Origin of the sequence: Cellulosimicrobium funkei, from assembly GCF_001019615.1 — a bacterium.
GTDB classification, from domain to species: domain Bacteria; phylum Actinomycetota; class Actinomycetes; order Actinomycetales; family Cellulomonadaceae; genus Cellulosimicrobium; species Cellulosimicrobium cellulans_E.
The window spans coordinates 18,989-39,331 of record NZ_JNBQ01000036.1; the positions used below are offsets into that span (position 1 = coordinate 18,989).

The 20,343-nt window shown below is 72.1% G+C and carries 20 protein-coding genes; 13 read left to right on the top strand and 7 right to left on the bottom strand.

The annotated features are described in order from the left end of the window. Window positions 1-56 precede the first annotated feature (56 nt). The 3 genes from FB00_RS17470 to FB00_RS17480 are packed head-to-tail and all read right to left on the bottom strand — an operon-like array spanning window position 57 to window position 3,342. Complete coding sequence (locus FB00_RS17470; RefSeq protein WP_047234192.1) at window positions 57-953, bottom strand: carbohydrate ABC transporter permease; 897 nt, start codon at window positions 951-953, stop codon at window positions 57-59. Then, window positions 953-1,933: a carbohydrate ABC transporter permease gene (locus FB00_RS17475; protein WP_197088843.1), complete on the bottom strand. Its 981-nt coding sequence runs from the start codon at window positions 1,931-1,933 to the stop codon at window positions 953-955. The genes FB00_RS17470 and FB00_RS17475 overlap by 1 nt, the downstream gene beginning before the upstream one ends. After that, on the bottom strand, window positions 1,930-3,342 hold the full coding sequence (locus tag FB00_RS17480; RefSeq protein ID WP_197088844.1) for an ABC transporter substrate-binding protein: 1,413 nt from the start codon (window positions 3,340-3,342) through the stop codon (window positions 1,930-1,932). The genes FB00_RS17475 and FB00_RS17480 overlap by 4 nt, the downstream gene beginning before the upstream one ends. Before the next feature lie 172 nt (window positions 3,343-3,514). On the opposite strand from FB00_RS17480, the gene FB00_RS17485 reads away from it, so the two are divergent. The 5 genes from FB00_RS17485 to FB00_RS17505 all read left to right on the top strand — a co-directional run bounded on the left by FB00_RS17485 (window position 3,515) and on the right by FB00_RS17505 (window position 8,411). Further along, on the top strand, window positions 3,515-4,876 hold the full coding sequence (locus FB00_RS17485; RefSeq protein WP_082141459.1) for an enolase C-terminal domain-like protein: 1,362 nt from the start codon (window positions 3,515-3,517) through the stop codon (window positions 4,874-4,876). A gap of 288 nt (window positions 4,877-5,164) precedes the next feature. Further along, complete coding sequence (locus FB00_RS22165; protein WP_156186449.1) at window positions 5,165-5,647, top strand: hypothetical protein; 483 nt, start codon at window positions 5,165-5,167, stop codon at window positions 5,645-5,647. Further along, entirely contained in the window at window positions 5,644-6,741 is a 1,098-nt protein-coding gene (locus tag FB00_RS17495; protein WP_156533013.1) for a peptidoglycan-binding domain-containing protein, read from the top strand. Before FB00_RS22165 ends, FB00_RS17495 begins: the two co-directional genes overlap by 4 nt. A 10-nt stretch (window positions 6,742-6,751) precedes the next feature. Further along, the gene (locus FB00_RS17500) at window positions 6,752-7,381 is read left to right on the top strand and encodes an ABC transporter ATP-binding protein (protein WP_172820061.1); all 630 of its coding nucleotides are present in this window, start codon (window positions 6,752-6,754) and stop codon (window positions 7,379-7,381) included. Further along, window positions 7,374-8,411, top strand: a complete 1,038-nt coding sequence (locus FB00_RS17505; RefSeq protein WP_047234195.1) for a hypothetical protein — start codon at window positions 7,374-7,376, stop codon at window positions 8,409-8,411. The genes FB00_RS17500 and FB00_RS17505 overlap by 8 nt, the downstream gene beginning before the upstream one ends. A 23-nt stretch (window positions 8,412-8,434) precedes the next feature. Here the strand turns inward: FB00_RS17505 and FB00_RS17510 are convergent, their stop codons facing one another. Both FB00_RS17510 and FB00_RS17515 read right to left on the bottom strand, forming a co-directional pair. Beyond that, the gene (locus FB00_RS17510) at window positions 8,435-9,652 is read right to left on the bottom strand and encodes an ROK family transcriptional regulator (RefSeq protein ID WP_047234196.1); all 1,218 of its coding nucleotides are present in this window, start codon (window positions 9,650-9,652) and stop codon (window positions 8,435-8,437) included. Between the two features lie 91 nt (window positions 9,653-9,743). Beyond that, window positions 9,744-11,333 carry a GH39 family glycosyl hydrolase gene (locus tag FB00_RS17515; protein WP_047234197.1) on the bottom strand — a complete coding sequence of 530 codons (1,590 nt, stop codon included), beginning with the start codon at window positions 11,331-11,333 and terminating at the stop codon, window positions 9,744-9,746. A 170-nt stretch (window positions 11,334-11,503) separates the two neighbouring features. Here FB00_RS17515 and FB00_RS17520 point away from each other — a divergent pair, with 170 nt between their 5' ends. The 3 genes from FB00_RS17520 (at window position 11,504) to FB00_RS17530 (ending at window position 14,353) form a co-directional block, all read left to right on the top strand. Then, the gene (locus FB00_RS17520; RefSeq protein WP_047234198.1) at window positions 11,504-12,286 is read left to right on the top strand and encodes a deoxyribonuclease IV; all 783 of its coding nucleotides are present in this window, start codon (window positions 11,504-11,506) and stop codon (window positions 12,284-12,286) included. A 20-nt stretch (window positions 12,287-12,306) separates the two neighbouring features. Beyond that, a complete protein-coding gene (locus FB00_RS17525; protein WP_047234213.1) occupies window positions 12,307-12,699 on the top strand; it encodes a VOC family protein in 393 nt (130 codons plus the stop codon). 451 nt (window positions 12,700-13,150) lie between these two features. Continuing rightward, on the top strand, window positions 13,151-14,353 hold the full coding sequence (locus FB00_RS17530) for a restriction endonuclease, SacI family (protein ID WP_197088845.1): 1,203 nt from the start codon (window positions 13,151-13,153) through the stop codon (window positions 14,351-14,353). 137 nt (window positions 14,354-14,490) lie between these two features. Here FB00_RS17530 and FB00_RS17535 read toward each other — a convergent pair whose 3' ends face one another. Next, on the bottom strand, window positions 14,491-15,909 hold the full coding sequence (locus FB00_RS17535; RefSeq protein WP_047234200.1) for a hypothetical protein: 1,419 nt from the start codon (window positions 15,907-15,909) through the stop codon (window positions 14,491-14,493). Window positions 15,910-16,145: 236 nt separating this feature from the next. Between FB00_RS17535 and FB00_RS17540 the strand changes: the two genes are divergently transcribed. Together FB00_RS17540 and FB00_RS17545 are read left to right on the top strand one after the other, a co-directional pair. Further along, on the top strand, window positions 16,146-17,609 hold the full coding sequence (locus FB00_RS17540; RefSeq protein WP_047234201.1) for a DNA cytosine methyltransferase: 1,464 nt from the start codon (window positions 16,146-16,148) through the stop codon (window positions 17,607-17,609). Between the two features lie 96 nt (window positions 17,610-17,705). Continuing rightward, window positions 17,706-18,140, top strand: coding sequence for a very short patch repair endonuclease (locus FB00_RS17545; RefSeq protein WP_047234214.1), 435 nt, complete (start codon window positions 17,706-17,708; stop codon window positions 18,138-18,140). On the opposite strand, the gene FB00_RS17550 is transcribed toward FB00_RS17545, so the two are convergent. Beyond that, window positions 18,134-18,712 carry a hypothetical protein gene (locus FB00_RS17550; protein ID WP_047234202.1) on the bottom strand — a complete coding sequence of 193 codons (579 nt, stop codon included), beginning with the start codon at window positions 18,710-18,712 and terminating at the stop codon, window positions 18,134-18,136. The genes FB00_RS17545 and FB00_RS17550 overlap by 7 nt on opposite strands. A gap of 173 nt (window positions 18,713-18,885) precedes the next feature. Here FB00_RS17550 and FB00_RS17555 point away from each other — a divergent pair, with 173 nt between their 5' ends. From FB00_RS17555 to FB00_RS17565, 3 genes are all read left to right on the top strand, one after another. Beyond that, the gene (locus tag FB00_RS17555) at window positions 18,886-19,572 is read left to right on the top strand and encodes a YceI family protein (protein WP_047234203.1); all 687 of its coding nucleotides are present in this window, start codon (window positions 18,886-18,888) and stop codon (window positions 19,570-19,572) included. A gap of 20 nt (window positions 19,573-19,592) precedes the next feature. Next, window positions 19,593-20,099 carry a sigma-70 family RNA polymerase sigma factor gene (locus tag FB00_RS17560; protein WP_218027151.1) on the top strand — a complete coding sequence of 169 codons (507 nt, stop codon included), beginning with the start codon at window positions 19,593-19,595 and terminating at the stop codon, window positions 20,097-20,099. Further along, window positions 20,096-20,343: anti-sigma factor family protein (locus FB00_RS17565; protein ID WP_047234204.1), on the top strand; the 248-nt coding region annotated here is incomplete at its 3' end. The genes FB00_RS17560 and FB00_RS17565, both read left to right, overlap by 4 nt.

Here is a 20,343-nt window from a genome sequence, read left to right on the forward strand (position 1 = left end):
GGTTCCGATCTGTGCGGTGGTGCGTGCTGCGCGGTCGGGGCCGAGAGGCCCCCGGGTCACCCCTTCACGGCACCCACCAGGCCGTTGACGAAGTACCGCTGCGTCGCGAGGAAGAGGATGATCACCGGGATCACGACGATCAGCGCGCCCGCCATGAGCTGGTTGTACTGGACGACGTTCGACGACTGGAGCTGCTGGAGCGCGATGGGGAGCGTGAACGTCGACGGGTCGTTGAGCGACACCCGCGACAGCAGGTACTCGTTCCACGTGGGGATCGCGGTGAGCAGCGCGATCGTGATGATCGCGGGTCGTGCGAGCGGCACGTAGACGCGCGCGAAGATGCGCAGCTCGCCCGCGCCGTCGACCCGCGCGGCGTCCCGCAGCTCCCCGGGCACGGACTGGAACGCGTTGGTCAGCAGCAGGATCGACAGCGGCGCGGTGCCGTTGACGAACGGCAGGATGAGCCCCAGGTGCGTGCCGAGGATCCCGAGCTGGTTCTCGAGCAGCACGATCGGCAGGAGCGTCACGACGCCCGGCACGAACAGCAGCACGAGGAACAGGCGGAAGAACGCCTGCCGCCCCGGGAAGCGCAGCACCGCGAACGCGTACGACGCGGCCGAGTACACGACGACGACGCCGAGCGTCGTCAGGCCCGTCACCTTGACGCTGTTGAGGAAGTAGTCGAAGAAGTGCAGCCGGCTCCACGTGTCGACCAGGGTCGAGAGCGTCGGCTCGGCGGGGACGAGGTTGCCCCCGCCCATGACGATCTCCTGCTGCGTCTTGAACGCGGCCGAGACCATCCACAGGAACGGGTACAGGCTCACGACGGCGTACCCGACGAGGAGCACGCCCACCACGACGCGCGCGACGACCACCTTGGCGGGGGTGCCGCGACGGCGCGGGGTGAGGGCGGGCACGTCGGGGAGCTGCGTGCGGTCGGCGACGGTGGTCATCACTTCTCCCTCGTGACGCGCTGGTTGACGATCGCGACGGCGAGCGCGGCGAAGAACAGGAGCCAGCCGAGCGCGCTCGCGAGGCCGAGGGTCGGGGCGAGCTGCTGCTGGAACGCGAGGTCGTACGTCTCGAGGCCGAGGACGTTCGTACGACCGGCCGGGCCGCCGTTCGTCATGATGAGGAAGATCTGGAAGCCCTGGAGCGCGTCGCGCACGTTGAGCAGCATGATGACGGCGGTCGTGCCCTTGAGGAGCGGCAGCACCACGGAGAAGTTGGTGCGCCACCACCCGGCACCGTCCAGCTGGGCCGCCTCGAGGACCGACGAGTCGATCGACTGGAGGCCCGTCAGGTAGAGGAGCATCGCGACCGGGACCCCGGACCAGACCATGATGACGATGAGCGTCGGCAGCGCCGTGGACGGGTTGCCGAGCCAGCCCTGCGGCTGCGCGAGGCTGCCGAGGCCGAGCGCGCGCAGCAGGAGGTTGATCGCGCCGTTGGGCTCCAGCACGTACTGCCAGGCCATGTAGACCGCGATGCCCGCCGTGACGTACGGGACGAAGTAGACGGAGCGCAGGACACCGGCGAACCGGCGCGCCTGGTTGAGCACGATCGCGAGCGGGAACGCCACCGCGAGGATGAGGATCGGCACCGCGATCATCACGACGAGCGTGTTGAGCGCGGCGCGGTGCACGACCGGGGCGTAGATCGGGCTCGCCCACAGCAGGTCGGCGTAGTTCTTCAGCCCGACCCACTCCCACGTGGGCGTGAGGCCGTTCCAGCGCACGAACGAGAGCTGGGCGCCGAAGAAGAGCGTGTACACGCCCATGACGAGGAACAGCAGGAGCGCGGGAGCGATGAAGACGTAGCCCCACGCCACCTCCTTGCCGCGGTAGCGCATCTTCTGCCGGCCGCGGCGCCGGCCGCCGCCGACGCTCCCGTGGGCGGGAGCGTCGGCGGCGATCGTCGCGGGGGTGGTCACTTCGACTGCGACCAGAACGTGTCGATGAGCGTGGCCACGGTCGTCGAGACGGTCGCGACGTCCTGCGTCGCGAGCGGCGTCAGCTCCATGACGGCGTCGCCCACCTGGGCCGCGTCGTACGCCGCGGGACGGTACGACGTGTCACCGGGGTTGTAGGCGTTCTCGCCCTCGCCGAACGCGCCGATCATCGCGCCGAGGACCGGGCCGACGGTCGAGGACGGGTCGTCGCCGAGGTCGACGGGCGGGACGTCGAGCGCGTCCTTCGCGAACGTGGCCGCCACGTCCTGCTCGGACAGGTACTTGATCCACTGGAGCGCGCCGTCCTTGTTGCCCGTGGTCGCGGAGACCGACAGGCCGGTGAGGCCGAACGGGGCGAGCTGGAGGTCGTCGATCGCGCCGCCCTCGGGAGCCGGGACCGGGAAGGTCACGATGTTCTCGGCGTCCATCCCGTTCTGGGCGAGGAAGGCGAGGGTGAAGGTGCCGCCGATGTCGAACGTCGACTTGCCCTGCGCGAACGCGATGTCCGCGTCGTCGATCGTCAGCGACTGCGTGCCCGGCATCCAGTACGGCTGGATCTGGTTGTACGTCTCCAGCACCTTGACACCGTGGGGCGACGCGAAGTTCTTGGCCGGGTCCTGGCCGAACAGGGCGCCGAAGTCGTCCTTGCCGAGCTGGCCGTAGGCCATCGGCTGCATGAGCCACTCGAGGCCCGTCGTGGACGACTGGAAGCCGATGCTCACGCCGCCGTCGTCGGGGTTCGTCTTCTTGACGGCGTCGAGCGCCGCGACGAACTCCTCCCACGTCGTGGGGGCCTCGGTGACCCCGGCCGCCTCGAGGCGCTCCTTGTTGGCGTAGACGATGCCGAACGTGCCGATCGTGAAGGGCACGGAGAACCGCTGACCCTCCTCGATCCCCGCGGTCTTGGAGCCCTCGGCGAGCGACTGCTCGTAGTACGCCGGGGTGACGGTCCCGTCCTCCGCGACGGCGGGCAGGAAGCGCGAGCTCCAGTCGTCGTCGACGTCGTCGGACAGGTCCTCGAGCAGCCCGGCGCCCCCGAACGTGAAGTCGTCGCCGTGCGTGTGGACCTCCATGACGTCGGGCAGGTCGCCCGTCTGCGCGGCCGCCTGGACCTTGGTGATGAACGCGTCGTCGGGGGTGTACGCCTGCACGTCGACCGAGATCCCGGTCTCCTCCTCGAACGTCTTCGCGGCGTTCTGGAGAGGCTCGACGTGGGACTGCTTGAAGGTCCACATGGTCAGGCTGTCGGGGTCGCCCTCGCCGGAGCCGCCGCCGTTGCCGCCGCCACCGGCCGGCCCGCTGCACGCGGCGAGCGCGCCGGCGAGCAGGGCGGAGGTGGCGATGGTCGCGGTGATGCGGGCGGGGAACGGACGACGTCGGTGTCGGTTCACGGGAAGCCTCTCGGTCCACGGGCGACGCCGGGGCAGCGTCGCGGTTCCGGAAACATAAATCAATTCGATGTACAGTGTCAACGACGGCGATCGGACACCCCGTGGTCCCGGCCCCGTCCACCGTCGCGCGGACCGTCCCGCGCACCCCCGAACCCGCGGAACGAGGTCACCGATGACAGCAGCGCAGCAGCCCGGCACGGTCGGCACCGGAGCCGACCTCCTCGAGGTCGGGACCGAGGTCGTCCGCGAGGGCGCCCGGGAGGTGCTCGCCCCCGCGCCGTGGGCCCCCGAGCGCTCGGGCGCCGGCGACGAGGGCCTGCGGATCACCGCGGTGCGCACGTTCCTCACGGGCCCGCAGGGCTGCCCGTACGTCGTGGTGCGGGTCGAGACCAACCAGCCCGGCCTCTACGGGCTCGGCGACGGCAGCGACCCGCAGCGCCCCCTCGCGACGCGCACCGTGATCGACGAGTACCTCGGCCCGATGCTCGTGGGTCGCGACCCCTCGGACATCGAGGACCTCCACCGCCTGCTGCTCAACAGCGGCTACTGGCGCGGAGGCTCCATCGAGCACAACGCCCTCGCGGCGGTCGACGTCGCGCTCTGGGACCTCAAGGGCAAGGTCGCCGGCCTCCCCGTCCACCAGCTCCTCGGCGGGAAGGCCCGCGCCTACGCCGACGCGTACACGCACGTCGACGGCGCCGACGCCGCCGAGGTCGCCGAGAAGGTCCTCGCCGCCGTCGACCGCGGCTACCGGCACGTGCGCGTCCAGGTCGCCGTCCCCGGACGCGACACCTACGGCACCGCACCCCGCGACGAGGCCGAGGCCGCGCGGCGTCGGGCCCGCACCGACCGCTGGGACACGCTCGCCTACCTGCGCCACGTGCCCGGCATCCTCGCCGACGTGCGCGACCGCGTCGGTCCCGACGTCGAGCTGTTGCACGACGCCCACGAGCGCATGACCCCCGCCGAGGCGCGGCAGTTCGTGCGCGCCGTCGAGGACGCCCACCTGTACTTCCTCGAGGACGCGCTCGCGCCGGAGGACGCCGCCCACTTCCCCGAGCTGCGCGCCGCCGGCACCACCCCGCTCGCGGTCGGCGAGCTCTACCACGACCCCCGCGCCTACCTCCCGCTGGTCGCGGGCCGGTCGATCGACTTCGCGCGCCTCCGCATCCCCACGCTCGGCGGGCTCACGCCCACGCGCAAGCTCGTCGCCGTGTGCGAGATGTTCGGGGTGCGCACCGCGCCGCACGGGCCGGGCGACGTCACGCCCGTCGGGATGGCGGCCAACATGGCGCTCAACATCTCCTCCCCCGCGTTCGGCGTCCAGGAGGCGGCGGCCTTCCGCGACGCGACGCTCGAGGTCTTCCCCGGCGCCCCCGTCCCGACCGACGGCCACCTGCTCGCCCCCGAGGCCCCCGGGCTCGGCGTCGACTTCGACGAGGCCGCGGCCCGGAAGTACCCCGTCGGCGCCCCGCTGGAGCACGACCGCTGGGCGCTCCTGCGCGCCACCGACGGCAGCGCCCACCGCGCCTGACGCGACGACGGGACCCGGTGCCCGCAGGCCGGGTCCCGTCGGACTGCCCGGCGCACGTCGAGCGCGGGGCTCTGGCCGCTGCGTCGCGCCCGCGGGAGAGCTCGACGTTTTGTTTTGCGGGGTTGTGCAATATGGTGCGAGCCCCTACCTTGAGCCCCACTGTCCGATGTTCGACGACGAACGTTGAGGGGAAGCAGTGACTCGTCCCGGAACGACGCGGGCCTCGGTGCCCGCCGCGGTGTGATGGTGCGCCCCTCCCGTCGTGCGGGTGCCTTCGTCGGAGTCCTCGTGGGGACGCTGTTGCTGGCCGGTTGCGGCGGCTCCGGCTCCGACGACATCCCGCAGTTCGACGCGATCAACGCCGACGAGGACCTCTCCTCGGCTGGTCCGGAGCAGCGCGAGGCGCTGACTGACGGCGAGGTGACCCAGGACGAGTACACGGCGGGGTTCGAGAGGTTTCGGGCGTGTCTGCGCGCTGAGGGTTACGAGCTTCGTGACGTCGAGCTCGTCGGGGTGGTGTGGCAGGGCGGGATCCCGGCCGAGGCGGTCGACTCCGGAGTCGAGAAGACCTGCTACGACCGCGACCTCAAGTTCGTCGACGTCGTCTGGCAGTCCTCGAACCAGGAGGAGACGTCGCTGCTGGACGCGCTGAGGTACTGCCTGCAGGAGCGCGGGCTGGGCGTCCCGTCGACGCTCGCGGAGGCGCAGCGCGCCGTGGCCGGCGCCGGGCTGGACGAGGCGTCGTGCGTCGCGGAGTACGACGCCCTGTGAGGAGCGACCGGTCCCGTGGCTGGGTGCGCCTGGTGCCGTTGGTGGCGCTGTGGGCCGTGCCCGTGGTCGCCGTCGCCGTGGCGTTCCCGCTCGTCGACGCCGCGGAGGAGCGGAGCGTCGCGGTGCCGGCGCCGACGGTCGTCGAGGTCGGCGCCCGTTCCGACGACGGACGGACCGCGGTCGAGGTCGCGACGGTGCGCGCCGTGGCGCCCGAGGTGCGCGCTCCCGCGGGGGGCGTCGTCACGGCCCTCGCCGAAGCGGGTCCCGTCGAGGTCGGGCAGGCGCTGTTCGCCCTCGACGGCGTCGACGTGCTCGTGTACCGCGGCAGCCCGTTGTGGCGCGACCTGCGTTCGGGCGACCGCGGTACGGACGTGCGCGCGCTCGGGGACTACCTCGTGTCGCTCGGGTACCTGGACGCCGACCGCGTCGACGACCGGTTCGGCCCGGCGACGCGCGAGGCGGTCCGGGCGCTCCAGGAGCGCCTCGGGGTCTCCCGGGACGGGGAGTTCCACCTCTCGTACGTGGTACGCGTCGACGACGCCGTGCCCGCGGTGACCGGTCCGCTCGTCGGCCTGGGGGACCGGGTCGAGGCGGGCGACGCGGTGCTGGAGGGCTCGCAGCCCGTGGAGGCGCTGACCGTGGCCCCGATCGCCGAGGGCGGCGGTCTCGGCCGGCTCGCTCGGGAGCCGGTCGTGCTGCGCCTGGGCGAGGTCGAGGTACCGATGTCGAGCGCGGCGCCCCAGGGCGCCGAGCTGGACGGCGTCGTGGCGGCGCTCGAGGAGGCCGCGGCCGCGGGCACGCTCGAGCGGATCGTCGACGAGGCGACCTCGACCGTGCGCTACCGGGGCGCGATCCTCGCGCTCCAGGACCCTGCGGAGCGCGGTGCCGTCCCGTCGACGGCCGTGCGCGTGGACCACGACGGCACGACGTGCGTCCTGCTGAGCGACGGCTCCACGGCCGCGGCGCAGCCCCGCCGGCTCGAGGTCGCGGAACCCGGGAACGAGCTCGCGACGGTGCTCGTCGACGCCGACCTCGTCGGCTCCCGCGTGCTGCGCGACGCGACGCAGGCCACCGGTACGTCAGGGTGCGGGTAGCGGCGTGCGCGTGGACGTGATCGACGCCGCCATCGCGTTCGGGCCCGTCCCGGTGTTCGGCGGGCTGACCGCGACGTTCGAGCCCGCGCGCGTCACCGCGCTCGTCGGACCGTCGGGGAGCGGCAAGTCGTCGCTGCTCGCCGCGGTCGCGGGGTACCAACGGCTCGAGACGGGCCGCATCGAGCTCCACGGACCCGACGGGTCGGCCAGGCCGCCCTCGCCCGGCGTCGTCGCCTGGGTCCCCCAGGGGTCCAACGCGCTGGGGCGGCGCACGGTCCTCGACAACGTCCTCGTCGCACCGCTCGCGGCGGGCCGCCCCGGACGAGAGGCCCGGGACACCGCGCGCGCCGCGCTCGACCAGGTCGGGCTCGCGGACCGGGCTGGCGAGCAGGCCCGGCGCCTGTCCGGCGGCGAGCTCCAACGGGTCGCGCTCGCGCGCGCTCTCGCGTCGGGCAAGGAGCTCATCCTCGCCGACGAGCCGTCGGCCAACCTCGACGCCGCCAACACCGAGCTCGTCGCCCGGATCCTCGCCGGGCTCGTCTCGCACGCGACGATCGTCGTCGCGACCCACGACCCGGTGCTCGTCGCCGCCGCCGACGCGACCGTCCCGCTCCGGCGGGAGGCGGTCGTCCGTGCGTGACGGTTGGCGCGTCGCCGACCTCGCGCGCGAGGCCCTGCGCAACACCCTCGGTCGCTCGGCACGGCTGCTTCCCGCGGTCGCGCTCGCCGTCGTCCTCGGGTCGGGCACGGCGGCCTTCGTCGCGCTCGAGACCGCGTCGCTCCAGGACGAGCTGGACGACCTCGCCGAGCGCGGGCGCGGCGTCGTCAGCTACATGCAGGCGAACCCCGACCAGCCCGCCCTCGTCTCACGCGCGTCGTGCGAGGCGCTCGCGGGAGCGCCGGGGGTCGAGGCCGCGGGAGCGGTCGTCCCGGGCGGCAGCGTGCTCGTCGTACCCGTCGGGCCGGACGTCCCCGTGCAGCGTGCGTCGACGACCCTCGTCCCCGGGCTCGCCGGCGTCGACGCCCTCGTCGGCGCGGGCCTGCTCGACCGGACCGGGCCCGCGGACCAGCGAGTTCTCGTCGGCGACGGCGCGCTCGACTCCGCGCGGACCCCGGTCCTGCGCGAAGGGGTCGGGACGGGCCGTTCCCTGACGGTGCCCCTCCGACCCGACGACACCCAGGTCGAGCGCTGCGTCGTCGTGCTCGATCCCCTCGTGGCCCTCGACGACGTCGCCGCGACCCAGATCGCCTCGCTGCACGTCAGCGGCAACGCCGTGGTCGGCACCGAGGCGCTGCGGGCGACGAGCGACCCGGTGCAGGAGTTCCTGGACCGGCCGAGCCGCTTCCTGCCCGTGCTCCTGGGGCTCCTGGGCGCCGTCACCACCGCCGTCACGTACCGGCTGCGCGCGAGCGAGCTCGCGGTCTACCGGCTCTCGGGCACGTCCGCGCGCTCGCTGCTCGTCCTCGTCGCGCTCGAGACCCTCCTCGTCGCGGGCGTCGCCACGACGGCGGCGACGCTGGCCGTCGTCGTGCTCCACGCCCGGTACCTCGATCCGACGACGCCCGTCCTGTGGGGGCTGGTCCTCGCCGGGACCTGGGCCGTCGTCACCCTCGCTGCGACCGCGGACCTCGCGCTCCGGCGCCCGACGGACCTCGCGAAGGACCGCTGAGCCGGATCGGCAGCACCTCGCGCTCAGCCGAGGAGGAGTGCCTGGGGCTGGGGCGAGAGCGTCTGGTCGAGCACGAGGCAGGCCGCGCCGACGGCGCCGACGTCCTCGCCGAGGTGCGTGCTGACGACGCGGATGTCGTGCATCTTGTCGACGAACGGCGAGCTGGAGATCATCGGCTCGACCGTCGCGAAGAACCGGCGTGAGAGCAGCGGCCAGTTGGGTCCGCCGAACACGACGAGCTCGGAGTCGAGGAGGGCGGCGGCGGCGGCGACCCCCGTGCCGACGCGGCGCGCCCACCGGTCGATGATGACCTGCGCGCCGCGCTCCCCCGCCGCGGCGAGGTCGACGAGCCGGGCGAGCTGCTCGCCCTCGACGCTCGGGCCGCGGCCGGGGACGGCGTCGAGCACGCCTGCCGAGACGGCCTCGTTGACCAGGGCGCGCGTGGTGCAGTTCGCGTCGAGGCCGCCGACCTCGCCGGCGTTGCCGGACGCGCCGCGCAGCACGACGTCGTCGACCACGACGCCCATGCCCGACCCGGCGCCGAGGTAGAAGAACAGGAAGTTGCCGGAGTGGGTCGCCGCGCCCGCCCACCGCTCGGCGACGGCGGCGGCGATGACGTCCTTGTCCATGAGGACGGGGAGCCCGGTCGCCTCGGCGAGGCGGTCGCGCAGCGGGACCCGTCCCCACCCTTCGAGGCGGGGCGGATCGACGACGGACCCGCTCGCGAGGTCGATCGGTCCCGGCACGGCGATACCGAGCCCGAGGATGCGGTCTCGCTCGGCGCCGGACGCGTCGATGACGGCGTCGATCGTCTCCGCCATCGCGGCGATGGTCGACTCCTGGTCCACGACGGCGGGCGTGGGGCGCCGGAGGCTGTGGACGACGCGCCCGGCGAGGTCGAGCACGACGTACGTGATGACCGCCGGGTCGAGGTGGACGCCGAGCGCGTACCGGCCGCCGGGGACGATCTGGAGCACGGTGCGCGGCTTCCCCGCGCGGCCGCTCTTCTTGCCCGCCTCGGCGACGAGTCCCGACTCCAGGAGCCGGCGGCAGATGTTCGACACGGTCTGGGCCGACAGCCCCGTCGCCCCGGCGAGCTCGACGCGGCTCAGTCCTTCCGGCGCGCGCCGGATCGCGTCGAGGATGACCGACTCGTTGAAGTCGCCCATGCGCGGCAGATTGGTGCCGCGGCGCGCCGCGGACTGCGCGCCTGCCTGCGGCTCCGCCTGGTCGATCGTCACGCCCTGCCTCCTTGCTCGCGCCCGGTCGACGACGACCGGGCCGGGCGCCCGCCCCGCCACATCTTCCCACCGGCGCGCACGATCCGGCCCCTCACGCGACCTGACGGGCGAGGAGGAGCGACCACGGGGCGAGCGTCCGCTCGACCCGCAGGACACCGTCGGCCGGGACGACGACGGACTCGCGCCGCGTGTCGCGGGCCGCAGCGTCGAGGAGCGCGGTCTGCTCGCGCGTCGGGGACGACGGCGCGCCCATCGCCCGCCACGCGGCCACCGGGTTGGCGTGCTCGGGGTCGAGCGTCTCGAGCTCGACGACGGCGCCGGGCGCCAGGCCCTCGACGACGAGCGCGACGTCGCGGGGCGAGCCGGCCGCCTCCGTCTCGTCGGCGACGGTGCGGTCGTCGAACGAGGCGGGGACCGAGCGCGTGACCTCGGCCGGGTAGTGGTGCACGAGGGCCGTGACGCGGCCGGTCGCGTCGTGGCGCGTCACGACGCCGTCGTCGGCCGTCGCGAGGAGGGTGTCGCCGAGCGCGTGCAGCATGCGGTAGGCGTGGAACGTCGGCTTCGGCACGCCCTGGAGCGTGATCATGCCGAACCCGCCGTGGAACATCTCGTCGCCCGCGCCGCCCTCCTCGAAGACGTCGGTGAACGTCCAGTAGGCGAGCGAGTCGACCGTCCCGATGGAGCGGAGCACGGACCGGACGACGTAGACGGCGGCGGGCACGGTGTCGTGCGTGAAGTCGCGGGGCGAGGACGACGAGTTCCACTCGGTGAGGTGGATCTCGGCGTCGGGGAACGCGCTGGCGTCGACCAGGCGGCGCAGGAGGGCGAGGTCCTTCGGGGTCGCGTCGACCTCGCGGGTCAGGCGCGCGCCCTGGCCGTGCTCGTCGAGCGCCCAGTCCGTGGGGTACGGGTGGGTCGAGACGAAGTCGACCGGCAGGTGTTCACGCTCACAGAAGTCGAGGAACGCCTCGAGCCAGACCGGCTTCCAGTCGAGGGAGTCGAGGTCGGCGCCGAGCGTGGCCTCGTGCACCTGGAAGTCCTCGGTCTCGCCGTCGAAGCGCGCGTCGGGCACGAAGTTCGACGTCGCGGGCCCGCCGACGCGCAGACGCTCGTCGACGGCCTTCACGGCCCGGGCCGACGCAGCGTAGAGGGCGAGGTACTCGCTCCGCGTGCCGCGGAAGAAGCCGCGCAGGTTGGCCTCGTTCCAGACCTCGAAATACCACTCGCGGACCTCGGCGAGGCCGTAGCGCGCGACCCAGTGCTCGACGAGCGAGCGCACGAGGAACGACCACCGGTCGAGGTCGACGGGCGGCGCGCCGTGCGCGCCCCACCAGAACACCGTCTCGGTCTCCCGGGCGAGCGCGCGGGGGCTGAAGCCGAGCTCGACGAACGGCCGCACCCCGGCGTCGAGCAGCGCGTCGAAGAGCGCGTCGACGTACTGGAAGTTGAGGACGGGCGTGCCGTCCTCGCGCTCGGTGTAGACGAACATGTCGTCGTGCAGGAGGCCGTGGAACCGCACGTACTCGAACCCGCACTCCGCGCGAACCTCCGCGAGGTGGCGCTGCCAGTCGGCGCGCAGCCCCTCGTTCGCGCGCCCGGCGCCGACGACCGTGCTCCAGAAGTGGGTCAGGGGTCGCCCCGCCTCCGTCGCGCTCGCGTGCAGGGTGATCGGCTCGGCCACTCGTCCTCCTCGTCGGGTGCGCGCGACGTGCCGACGCACGGGCGCTCGACGCGCTCGCGCCGTGGCAGCGAGTATAAATCAAACTGATGGATTTTCTGCTCGACAGTGCCGCGCCGCCCATCTCCCGGCCCGCTCCGCGGCCGTGGGCGGCGCCGCGTAGGTTGGACCCCATGCGGATCGGAGCCCACCTCGACCAGTCGGACGCCGTCGCCCAGGCAGCGAGCATCGGCGCGGACGTCGCCCAGATCTTCCTCGGCGACCCCCAGTCCTGGAAGGGACCGGAGTTCACCTTCCCCGGCGGGGCGGAGGCGCTGAAGGCCGCGGCCGCGGAGGCGGACCTCGAGCTCGTCGTGCACGCGCCGTACGTCATCAACGTCGCGAGCCCCAACAACCGCATCCGCATCCCGAGCCGCAAGCTCCTCCAGCAGATCGTCGACGGCGCGGCGGCGGTCGGGGCGACGGGCGTCGTGGTCCACGGCGGGCACGTCACCGCGAAGGAGGACCCGGAGAAGGGGTTCGACAACTGGCGCAAGGCGATCGACGCGCTCCAGACGGACGTCACCGTGTACATCGAGAACACCGCCGGGGGCGACTTCTCGATGGCCCGCCGCCTCGACCGGATCGAGGGCCTGTGGGCGGCCGTGCAGCAGGCCGACGGCGCCGAGAACGTCGGGTTCTGCCTCGACACGTGCCACGCGTGGGCGGGCGGCATCGACCTCACGACGGCGGTCGACGACGTGCGCGCCATCACCGGCCGCGTCGACCTCGTGCACCTCAACAACAGCCGCGACACCGCCGGGTCGGGCGCCGACCGCCACGCCGGCCTCACGGCGGGCACGATCGACCCCGAGCTCCTGCTCGGCGTCGTCCGAGCGGCCGGGACGTCGGTCGTCTGCGAGACGCACGCGGACGTCCCCACCGACGTCGCGTGGCTGCGCGAGCAGGTCGGCTGACCGTGGCGGACCCGCGGCCGATGCGGCTCCGCAACGCGACGGTGGACGCGCGCGACCCGCGCGCGCTCGCCGAGTTCTACCGCCGCCTGACCGGCTGGCAGTACACGCCCGGCCACGAGAGCACGGACCCGGCCGGCGACGACTGGCTCTCCCTCCAGATCCCCGGCGGCGCGTCGCGCCTCGCCTTCCAGCGCTCCGACGCCGACGTCCCGCCCTGGCCCGGCGGCGCCCGGGTGCACGTCGACCTCGACGTGCCCGACCTCGCCGCGGCGCACGAGCACGCCCTCGCATGCGGCGCGCGCCCCCTCACGGGGACGCCGGAGGAGGAGGGCCACCCCGACGACCTCTTCCGCGTCTACGCCGACCCCGAGGGCCACCCGTTCTGCCTCAGCTCACCGCCGCTCGCCTTGTAGAGCCCACCCGACACCGGCCCGGAGCACGATTCCATCTGACCTCCACAGGTGTTCGACGTCCATGCACGTCGCCCGTTCTCCTGCTCGTGCGGTTCGATGCCGCACGTGGCTGAGGACAGCGAGGGCCTGCACGGCGTGCCACGAGCGTGGTGCGGAATCTGCAACGGCACCTATCTCGAGCGCTTACCTACGAGCAGCGCCGAACCTGGATCCACGGAGAGGATACGAAGCAAGAGCTCCTCGGCAGGATCTCTGTGCCGCTCGGCCTCTCACGCCATAGTCCGTGCCACTGCTCGGGGCCTGGCTTGCATGCGAGGACCGAGGCTTCCTCCAGAAGTCTGACCGCCACGCTCAAGATCCGGGTCAGCCGCTCCGCCTCCCTCTCAGGGCGCGCGAACCGGGACACCAGACTGGTGGGTACCCGTGGCTAATGAGCGGATACTCTGGCGCGGTGGCTAACGACCTTGAGGCCCTCAAACGACTCTCTGTCAGCGTAAAGGTCTCTGAGGACGGTGCCGTCGCCTTCGATAAGGCCGACACGCTCAGCCTTGTGACAGCCGTGCTGGAAGCCGTCCGCGACGGCGCGCCCGTCTCAGACGAATGGGCCGCAAGAGCCGCCGCCGTGCGAGCTTTCACGCGAAAGGCGACCGATCCGGCCATCTATGTCACGGGCCTGCTCGCTCGCGCGCTGTCCCCGACCGCTAACGTCAAGTCCATCAAGGCCAGATCGGGCGCGGGCGGATACTCGGCTAACGACCTGTACCGCCTCCTTGCCAGCGCGCTGGCAGGGCAGACGGAGCTTCCGGGTCAGGCAGTCTTTCTTGGACCAAGCGGAGTCGCCCCGTTCAACAACAACCCCTGGGCCGATAAGGCAGTATTTGTTCCCAGGCCTCGCGGTGTTACCGATGCCGACTACGCCACCCTAGACACGTTCCTCGACGCGATCGCCGCTGGATCCGTCGATGATGCCCGCGAGGGTCTTGTCGCCTTCATCCGCGCCTGCGTTGTCGACGTCGAGTTCCACGCCCACTCCGACCGTGAGAGCGAGTTCGTCGGGCAGCGTCGTTCGGTCGTCATCAGAGCCGTCAACGACCTGCTCGACGAGGACCCCGAAGGGGGGCGCCGCTGCCAAGCCCTCCTGGCAGCAGCCCTCGCCACGGCCTTCGGTGACGGCGTGCTCTCTGGCGGGATCAACGACCCGTCGTTCAAGCTCCCCGGTGACGTGCAGGTGATGGATGGTGGCGAGCCGACCCTCGTCGCCGAGGCTAAGCACCGGGGCAACGTCGACGAGGCTGAGGTGAAGAATTTCATCGCCAAGCTCGCCGCGCGGAACTACTCACGGGCGATCTACTTCGCTCTCGGTCCCGGCAACGACCACCTGCGCACACTTGAGGCCCCACTCGCGACTGAGCATGAGACCGTCACGAAGATCATCACGTCCGCCGGTGAGCTCCTTGATCAGTGCTTCCTCTGGTGCTCCCCGCTGATGGCGGCGCGGTTCACGGACCGCTTTGTGCGCCTCTACCGCATCTGGCTTGTTCGGCAAGGCGCGAAGGCTACGGCGCGCAAGTGGGAACTCCTCGTCCGGGGGGCGCTGGACGAGGTGACAGGCGATCAACCCGCTGGTGACCACTCGGCTGACAGCGGCGGCTAGGGCGTGTCTCTTGGTGTCCGTGCCAGCGAGATCAAGCGCCTCTCGCTCACCTCTCCGGCGCGTGCCCGATTCACGTGCCGAGCCTACCGATCTCGCCTGCCCTGGCGCTGTTCCCGCAGCGTCGGTCCTTCCTCGAATCAGCTCCCTGCCACCCAGGTATGGGAGGCCACCTGCCACGCGCCCGCCTTTGAGGGCTTTGCCGAGAACTTGTCGTTGCGCGGTCTCCGTGCATCGCCGGTGCCCCAGTCGGGCTGCTCCTTCTGGGCGAGCCACCCGGCTGCGATCCCCGCGTCGAGCGCAGCCGAGTCCTCGATCCAGATAGCGCGGAGCTCCAGCGGGGTCCACTCCGCCTTGCGGGGTCGCGACCTTCCCGTGCTCGCGACGTATCCGCTCAGCGCCCGTCCTCCTGACTCGCCCACGCTCTTGTGCCAGGCGCGGAACTCTCCCGTCGTGTCGAGCCCGGCGCGCCCGTCGACGATGAGGAATCCGAGACCTTGCTCGGAGACGCAAGCGCGAACCGCCTGAGCGTCGTTGAGCCACATCTCTGTGCCCGAACGCTTCGAGGGGGCAGCACCGTCCCAGGGGAAGGGCCTCGTCCATGCGGTGTGCGCTTTTGCGTCCCAGACCCGGGTCGGGGACGCGTAGTCGAAGACTGTGTTCCCGTACCGGATGTTCGGGCCGCCGACGAGCGGGGTGGGAAAACGAGCATTCAAGATCTCTCGCAACCGCTCCTCGAAGTAGAAGCCGAACCACTCGATCTGCCGCCACTGCGTCGACCCGGAGTCCCGCATCCAGGTGATGCAGTCGACGCCGTCCCAGTGCGCGGGGAGCTCCTCGGCTAGCGCGTGGACGAGCGCCGCGCCTTCTTCCGTCGCCGTTCTCCACGCGGCCGAGGCGAGACCGACGGCTCGCTCGGCGCCCGCCAGCAGAAGGTTCAGTCCGTCGAGGGTGATCGATGCGCCGGTCGAGCCGGCGGTGTCGAGCCAGGGGACTCCCAGTTCGGCGGAGAGCGCGGCTGCCAGAGCATGCTTTGTGAGTCTGCGTTCGAGCAGCTGGGGCGCAACCCGCCGCGCGACGTCTCGGAGCGTCCAGGTGTGCTCCTTCCCGCCTGGACCGAGGACGTCGTGCGGTACACCCGCGATGTCGCAGAGCCGGTTCACCGCAGCCTGCTTGTTCGACGCGGGGCGGAATCCCGGGAACGCCCGGAGGACCTCTGCGACCGAGGCGCTAGCGACCGCGCGTTGGCGCGACAGCCGGATGATGCTCGCGGACGTGGCCTGGAGCAGGTTGTTCATCCCGATCAGGGTCACCTGGAGATCGACGTAGTCGAGACCTCGGACCCAGGGTGTCCCGAGCGCTCCAGCGATCTGCTCGCCGAGCACGGCGTTCACCGCCTGGAGGTCGACGTCGAGGCCCAGGTTCTGCGCGAGCGCGACGAGCGAGCGCTTCGGTCCACGCGTGCCGGCGGCAGGGGCTCCGGTCAGCGCGAACATGCGCGCGCTCGCCTCCGGAATCGTCTGCGCCGGGTTGAAGTTCTCGGTAGTGACGTTCGACACGAGAGGAAGCGAACCACACGGCACGTGGACCCGGCTGGCTCATGCCGCATCGCGTGTCGGCACATGTCATCAGCCGATGGGAGCGCACCTCGGGCGACGGCCGGCCGCGCGCGATCTCGAAGCACCTCCGTCTTGGCTCGTGCTCAACGCGTGTGGGTGGTTCGCCCTAGATTCCGTGTGTGCCTCAGGAGCGTGTCGATTTGACCCCGTACCACCAAGCTGCCAAGCTGTCGACCATGGGAGACGGGAGCACCACGACGACGTCTGCGCCGCCTTTCCGATACATCGACCTGTTCGCCGGTATCGGAGGGTTTGCCGCAGCGCTGGAGTCGTTCGGCGGAGAGTGCGTCTACTCGGTAGAGATCGACAGGGCTGCGGCCGAGGTCTACGAGCGCAACTGGGGCCACTCGCCCCTGGGGGACATCACCAAGGACGCGAACGACAGCGTCATGAACGTCCCGGCTCACGACCTCCTGGCAGCGGGCTTCCCGTGCCAGCCGTTCTCGAAGTCGGGAGCACAGCGCGGCATGGACGAGACCAGAGGAACGCTCTACTGGAACATCCTGAAGATCATCCAGGCGCACCACCCCACCGTCGTCCTGCTGGAGAACGTCCGGAATCTCGCTGGACCTCGGCACAGGCACGAGTGGGACGTGATCATTCAGACCCTCCGCGACGAGGGCTACCGCGTCTCGCAGACACCGACGGTGTTCTCGCCGCATCTCCTCCCGCTCGAGCGGGGTGGTCGGCCGCAGGTGCGCGAGCGAGTCTTCATCACGGCGACCTACGACCCGGACGGCGACGTCGTCGAGCCGGGCCCTCCGCTCCCGAACCTGTCCCTGCGCGGAGACGAGGAGTGGGATCTGCTCCACGACCTCCCGGTTCTCGAGACGGATGCTCCCGGCACCGGCCTCACCCCCGCTGAGGTCGCATGGATCGACGCATGGGACGACTTCGTCGTCACCATGTGGCGCGAGGTGCGCAAGACGAGCGTCGATGGCAGGGCAGCGACGCTGCCCGGCTTCCCCATCTGGGCAGACCACTGGGTGAAGAAGGAGCGTCTCGACGCCTGGATCGACGGAGGAGAGTCTCCCTACCGCACTCCCGATGTCCCAGAGACCTGGGAGGCCGTCCCGACCTGGAAGAGGAACTTCCTCGTCAAGAACGCCGAGCTTTACACCCGCTACAAGGGCCAGCTGGACATGTGGGCTGCTCGCCACGACCTCCAGTCGTTCCCCCCGTCGCGGCGCAAGCTCGAATGGCAAGCACAGCAGACTGCGCGCCTCTGGGACTGTGTCCTCCAGCTCCGCCCTTCAGGGATCCGGGCGAAGCGACCCACGCACCTCCCCGCGCTCGTGGCGATCACCCAGACGTCGATCATCGGGCCGCTCCGTCGACGTCTGTCCACGAGAGAGGCGGCTCGCCTGCAGGGCTTTCCCGACAACTTCGACTTCGGCCCGCAGGCCGCCGCTGCGACGTACAAGCAGCTCGGCAACGGCGTGAACGTCGGAGCAGTGTGGAACGTCCTGAGAGCGCACGCCGAACGAGACTCCGCAGTTCTGCGCAAGACCGAGCAGGGCCGTGCGCTGTTGAAGGCCCTCATCGACGACGCGCCGAAGAGCCCGGACGACCTCCTGCCGGCGGTCGTCGCCGACGGCCAGTCCCGGTTCGCAGAGACGCTCCCGAAGGCCACGGCCTGACTGGGCTGATCGGCAGTGCCCGTGCCGCACCAAGGCCCGACTCCACAGCACGTCCCAGCACACCCTGGAGCGTCGTCAGAAGCCGTGTCGCGGCGGATGAGCAGGGCGAAGCGTCGTGACACCGCTGCGGAGCTCGACCTTCGCCGGGAGCTCCACGCGCTCGGTCTCCGCTATCGCGTCGCCTTTCCGGTCCCGGGCCAGCGACGAAGGACGATCGACGTCGCCTTCACGCGCCTGCAGGTCGCGGTCTTCGTCGATGGGTGCTTCTGGCACGGGTGCCCCGAGCACGGGACCTGTCCCCGGTCCAACAGCGAATGGTGGAACGCGAAGTTATCGGCGAACAAGGCTCGCGACCGGGACACCGATCGAGTCCTCCGCGAGCTCGGATGGATCGTGATCCGGCTGTGGGAGCACGAGGAGCCCCGAGCGGCGGCGATGCGCGTCCGCACCGCAGTCCTCCTGCGCCGCGACGGTGACGACCCGACGCCAGGTTCGCTCGGTCGAGACGACTCCGGCCGCACCGATCAGTAGCCCGACCCGGCCGCGGGGGCCGCGTCCATGATCTCGGTGCCGTCCGGCGCGACGACGTACCAGACGCCGTTGACCCCCTGGCCCGACACGTCGCCCGGGGCCTGGTCGGCCGCGTACGTGTAGACCGGGCGGCCGTCGACCGTGACCTGGAGCTCGCCGTCGACGCCGGTGATCGTGCCGACCTCGGCCGTGACGCCCTCGACCTCGGGCTCCGCGCTCGCCGCGTGGACCGCGGGCCACGCGGCGGCGCACTCGCCCTCGCACGCGCTCGTCCCGGAGCCCTTCGTGTCCTTGTCGTAGTAGTAGACGGTCATGCCCTGCCCGTCGACCACGATGGTGCCGAGGGAGGAGTCGGCCGTCCCGAGGGCCGGCCCGGAGCCCGTGCCGTCGCCGGTCGCGCCGTCGCTCGTCGTGCCGGAGTCCGTGGACGGGCTGCTCCCGCCTCCGCCGTAGAGGCCGCCTCCCCCGCCGGAGCACCCGCCGAGCACGCCGACCAGCGCGGCGACGAGCACGACGGCGGGGGCGGCGCGGGCGGTCCGGGCCGGGGCGGTGATGGTCAGGGTGCGTCGCATGTCGACTCCTCGAGAGGACGGTCGGGGTCGCGAGCACGGCCCCTACTCTCACGACGGCGCGGCTCGCCGTGCGGTTCATCGGATCCCGCGGCGAGACTCGACTGAACCGATCGGGCGGCTGCCTCGTCTCCCTGGGTGACGGGGTCGACGGAGGATGATCGGGAGGAGCGGACGTGCGCAGGAGGACGAAGGTGCTGGTGGGGGTCGGGGTCGGCGTCGTGGTGCTGGGCGGAGCGGTGGTCGCGTTCGGCCCCGGCCTGTACGCGGACTGGAACAACCGCGCCGCGGCCGAGGAGCCCGCTCTCGACGCGTCGTCGGGCGACGCGGGGGCGCTGGACCCGGCGAGCCTCGCGGGCGACTGGACCGTGGCCGACGGCTCCTACGCCGGGTACCGCGTCCACGAGGTGCTCCAGGGCGAGGACGTCACGGTCACCGGGCGGACCGACGAGGTCACGGGGTCGTTCACCGTCGCCGACGGCGCGCTCACGGAGGCGACGATCGAGGTCGACATGGCGAGCGTCGCGACCGACGAGCCGCCGCGCGACGCGTACTTCCGGGGCGACGCGCTCGAGGTCGGGACCTACCCGACCGCGACGTTCGCGCTCACGTCCCCCGTCGAGCTGCCCGCCGGCTCGGCGGACGTCGAGCTCACGGGCGACCTGACGATCCACGGTGTGACGCAGGCCGTCACGGTCGAGGCGCAGGTCGGGACGACCGCCGACGGCGTCCAGGTGGTGGGCAGCGTGCCGATCACGTTCTCCGACTTCGACGTCGAGGCGCCGAGCCTCGGGTTCGTCACGGTCGACGACGCGGGCAGCGTCGAGTTCGGCCTCGACCTCGTGCCGGCGTCCGGGTCGTGACGGACGGGGAGGTGCCGCGCGTGCGGTCCGACGCCGACGACCTGCTGCGGGCGGTCCACGCCGCGCACGGTCCCGCGCTGGAGCGCTACGTCGCGCGCCTCACCGACGACCCGGCGCAGGCGCAGGACGTGGTCCAGGAGACGCTGCTGCGCGCGTGGCGCCACCCCGAGGTGCTCGAGCGCCCGGAGGGCTCGGTGCGCGCGTGGCTCTTCACGGTCGCGCGCAACCTCGTCGTCGACGAGCTGCGCAGCGCGCACCACCGGCGCGAGCTCGCGAGCGCCGACGTGCCCGACCACGGCGAGGCCGACGCGACGCAGGCCGTCCTCGACGCGTGGCTCGTCGCGGACGCGCTCGTGTCGCTCTCGCCCGAGCACCGGGCCGTCGTCGTCGACGCGTACTACCACGGGCGCTCCGTGGCCGAGATGGCGTCGGCGCACGGCGTCCCGCCCGGGACGGTCAAGTCCCGCATGCACTACGCGCTCCGCGCGCTGAGGCTCGCGCTGCAGGAGAAGGGAGTCTCGTCATGACCGCCACCCCGGACCCGTACCGCGAGTGGGACGCCGCCTACGTGCTGGGCGCGCTCAGCCCGCGCGACCGGCGCGCGTTCGAGCAGCACCTCGCGACGTGCGCGGCGTGCCGCGAGGCCGTCGCGGAGCTCGCGGGCATGCCGGGCATCCTCGGCATGCTCACGGCCGAGCACGCGGACGCGCTCGTGGACGACGCCCGCGCCGACGTCCCGGCCGAGGCGTCCGGCCGGGCGGGCGCGTGCGC

Bases quoted from the DNA above. Each gene is read 5' to 3' on its own strand.
- FB00_RS17550 (WP_047234202.1), bottom strand. From the start codon at position 18,712: ATGCGACGCACCCTGACCATCACCGCCCCGGCCCGGACCGCCCGCGCC.
- FB00_RS17485 (WP_082141459.1), top strand. From the start codon at position 3,515: ATGACAGCAGCGCAGCAGCCCGGCACGGTCGGCACCGGAGCCGACCTC.
- FB00_RS17470 (WP_047234192.1), bottom strand. From the start codon at position 953: ATGACCACCGTCGCCGACCGCACGCAGCTCCCCGACGTGCCCGCCCTC.
- FB00_RS17540 (WP_047234201.1), top strand. From the start codon at position 16,146: ATGGGAGACGGGAGCACCACGACGACGTCTGCGCCGCCTTTCCGATAC.
- FB00_RS17545 (WP_047234214.1), top strand. From the start codon at position 17,706: ATGAGCAGGGCGAAGCGTCGTGACACCGCTGCGGAGCTCGACCTTCGC.
- FB00_RS17520 (WP_047234198.1), top strand. From the start codon at position 11,504: ATGCGGATCGGAGCCCACCTCGACCAGTCGGACGCCGTCGCCCAGGCA.
- FB00_RS17525 (WP_047234213.1), top strand. From the start codon at position 12,307: ATGCGGCTCCGCAACGCGACGGTGGACGCGCGCGACCCGCGCGCGCTC.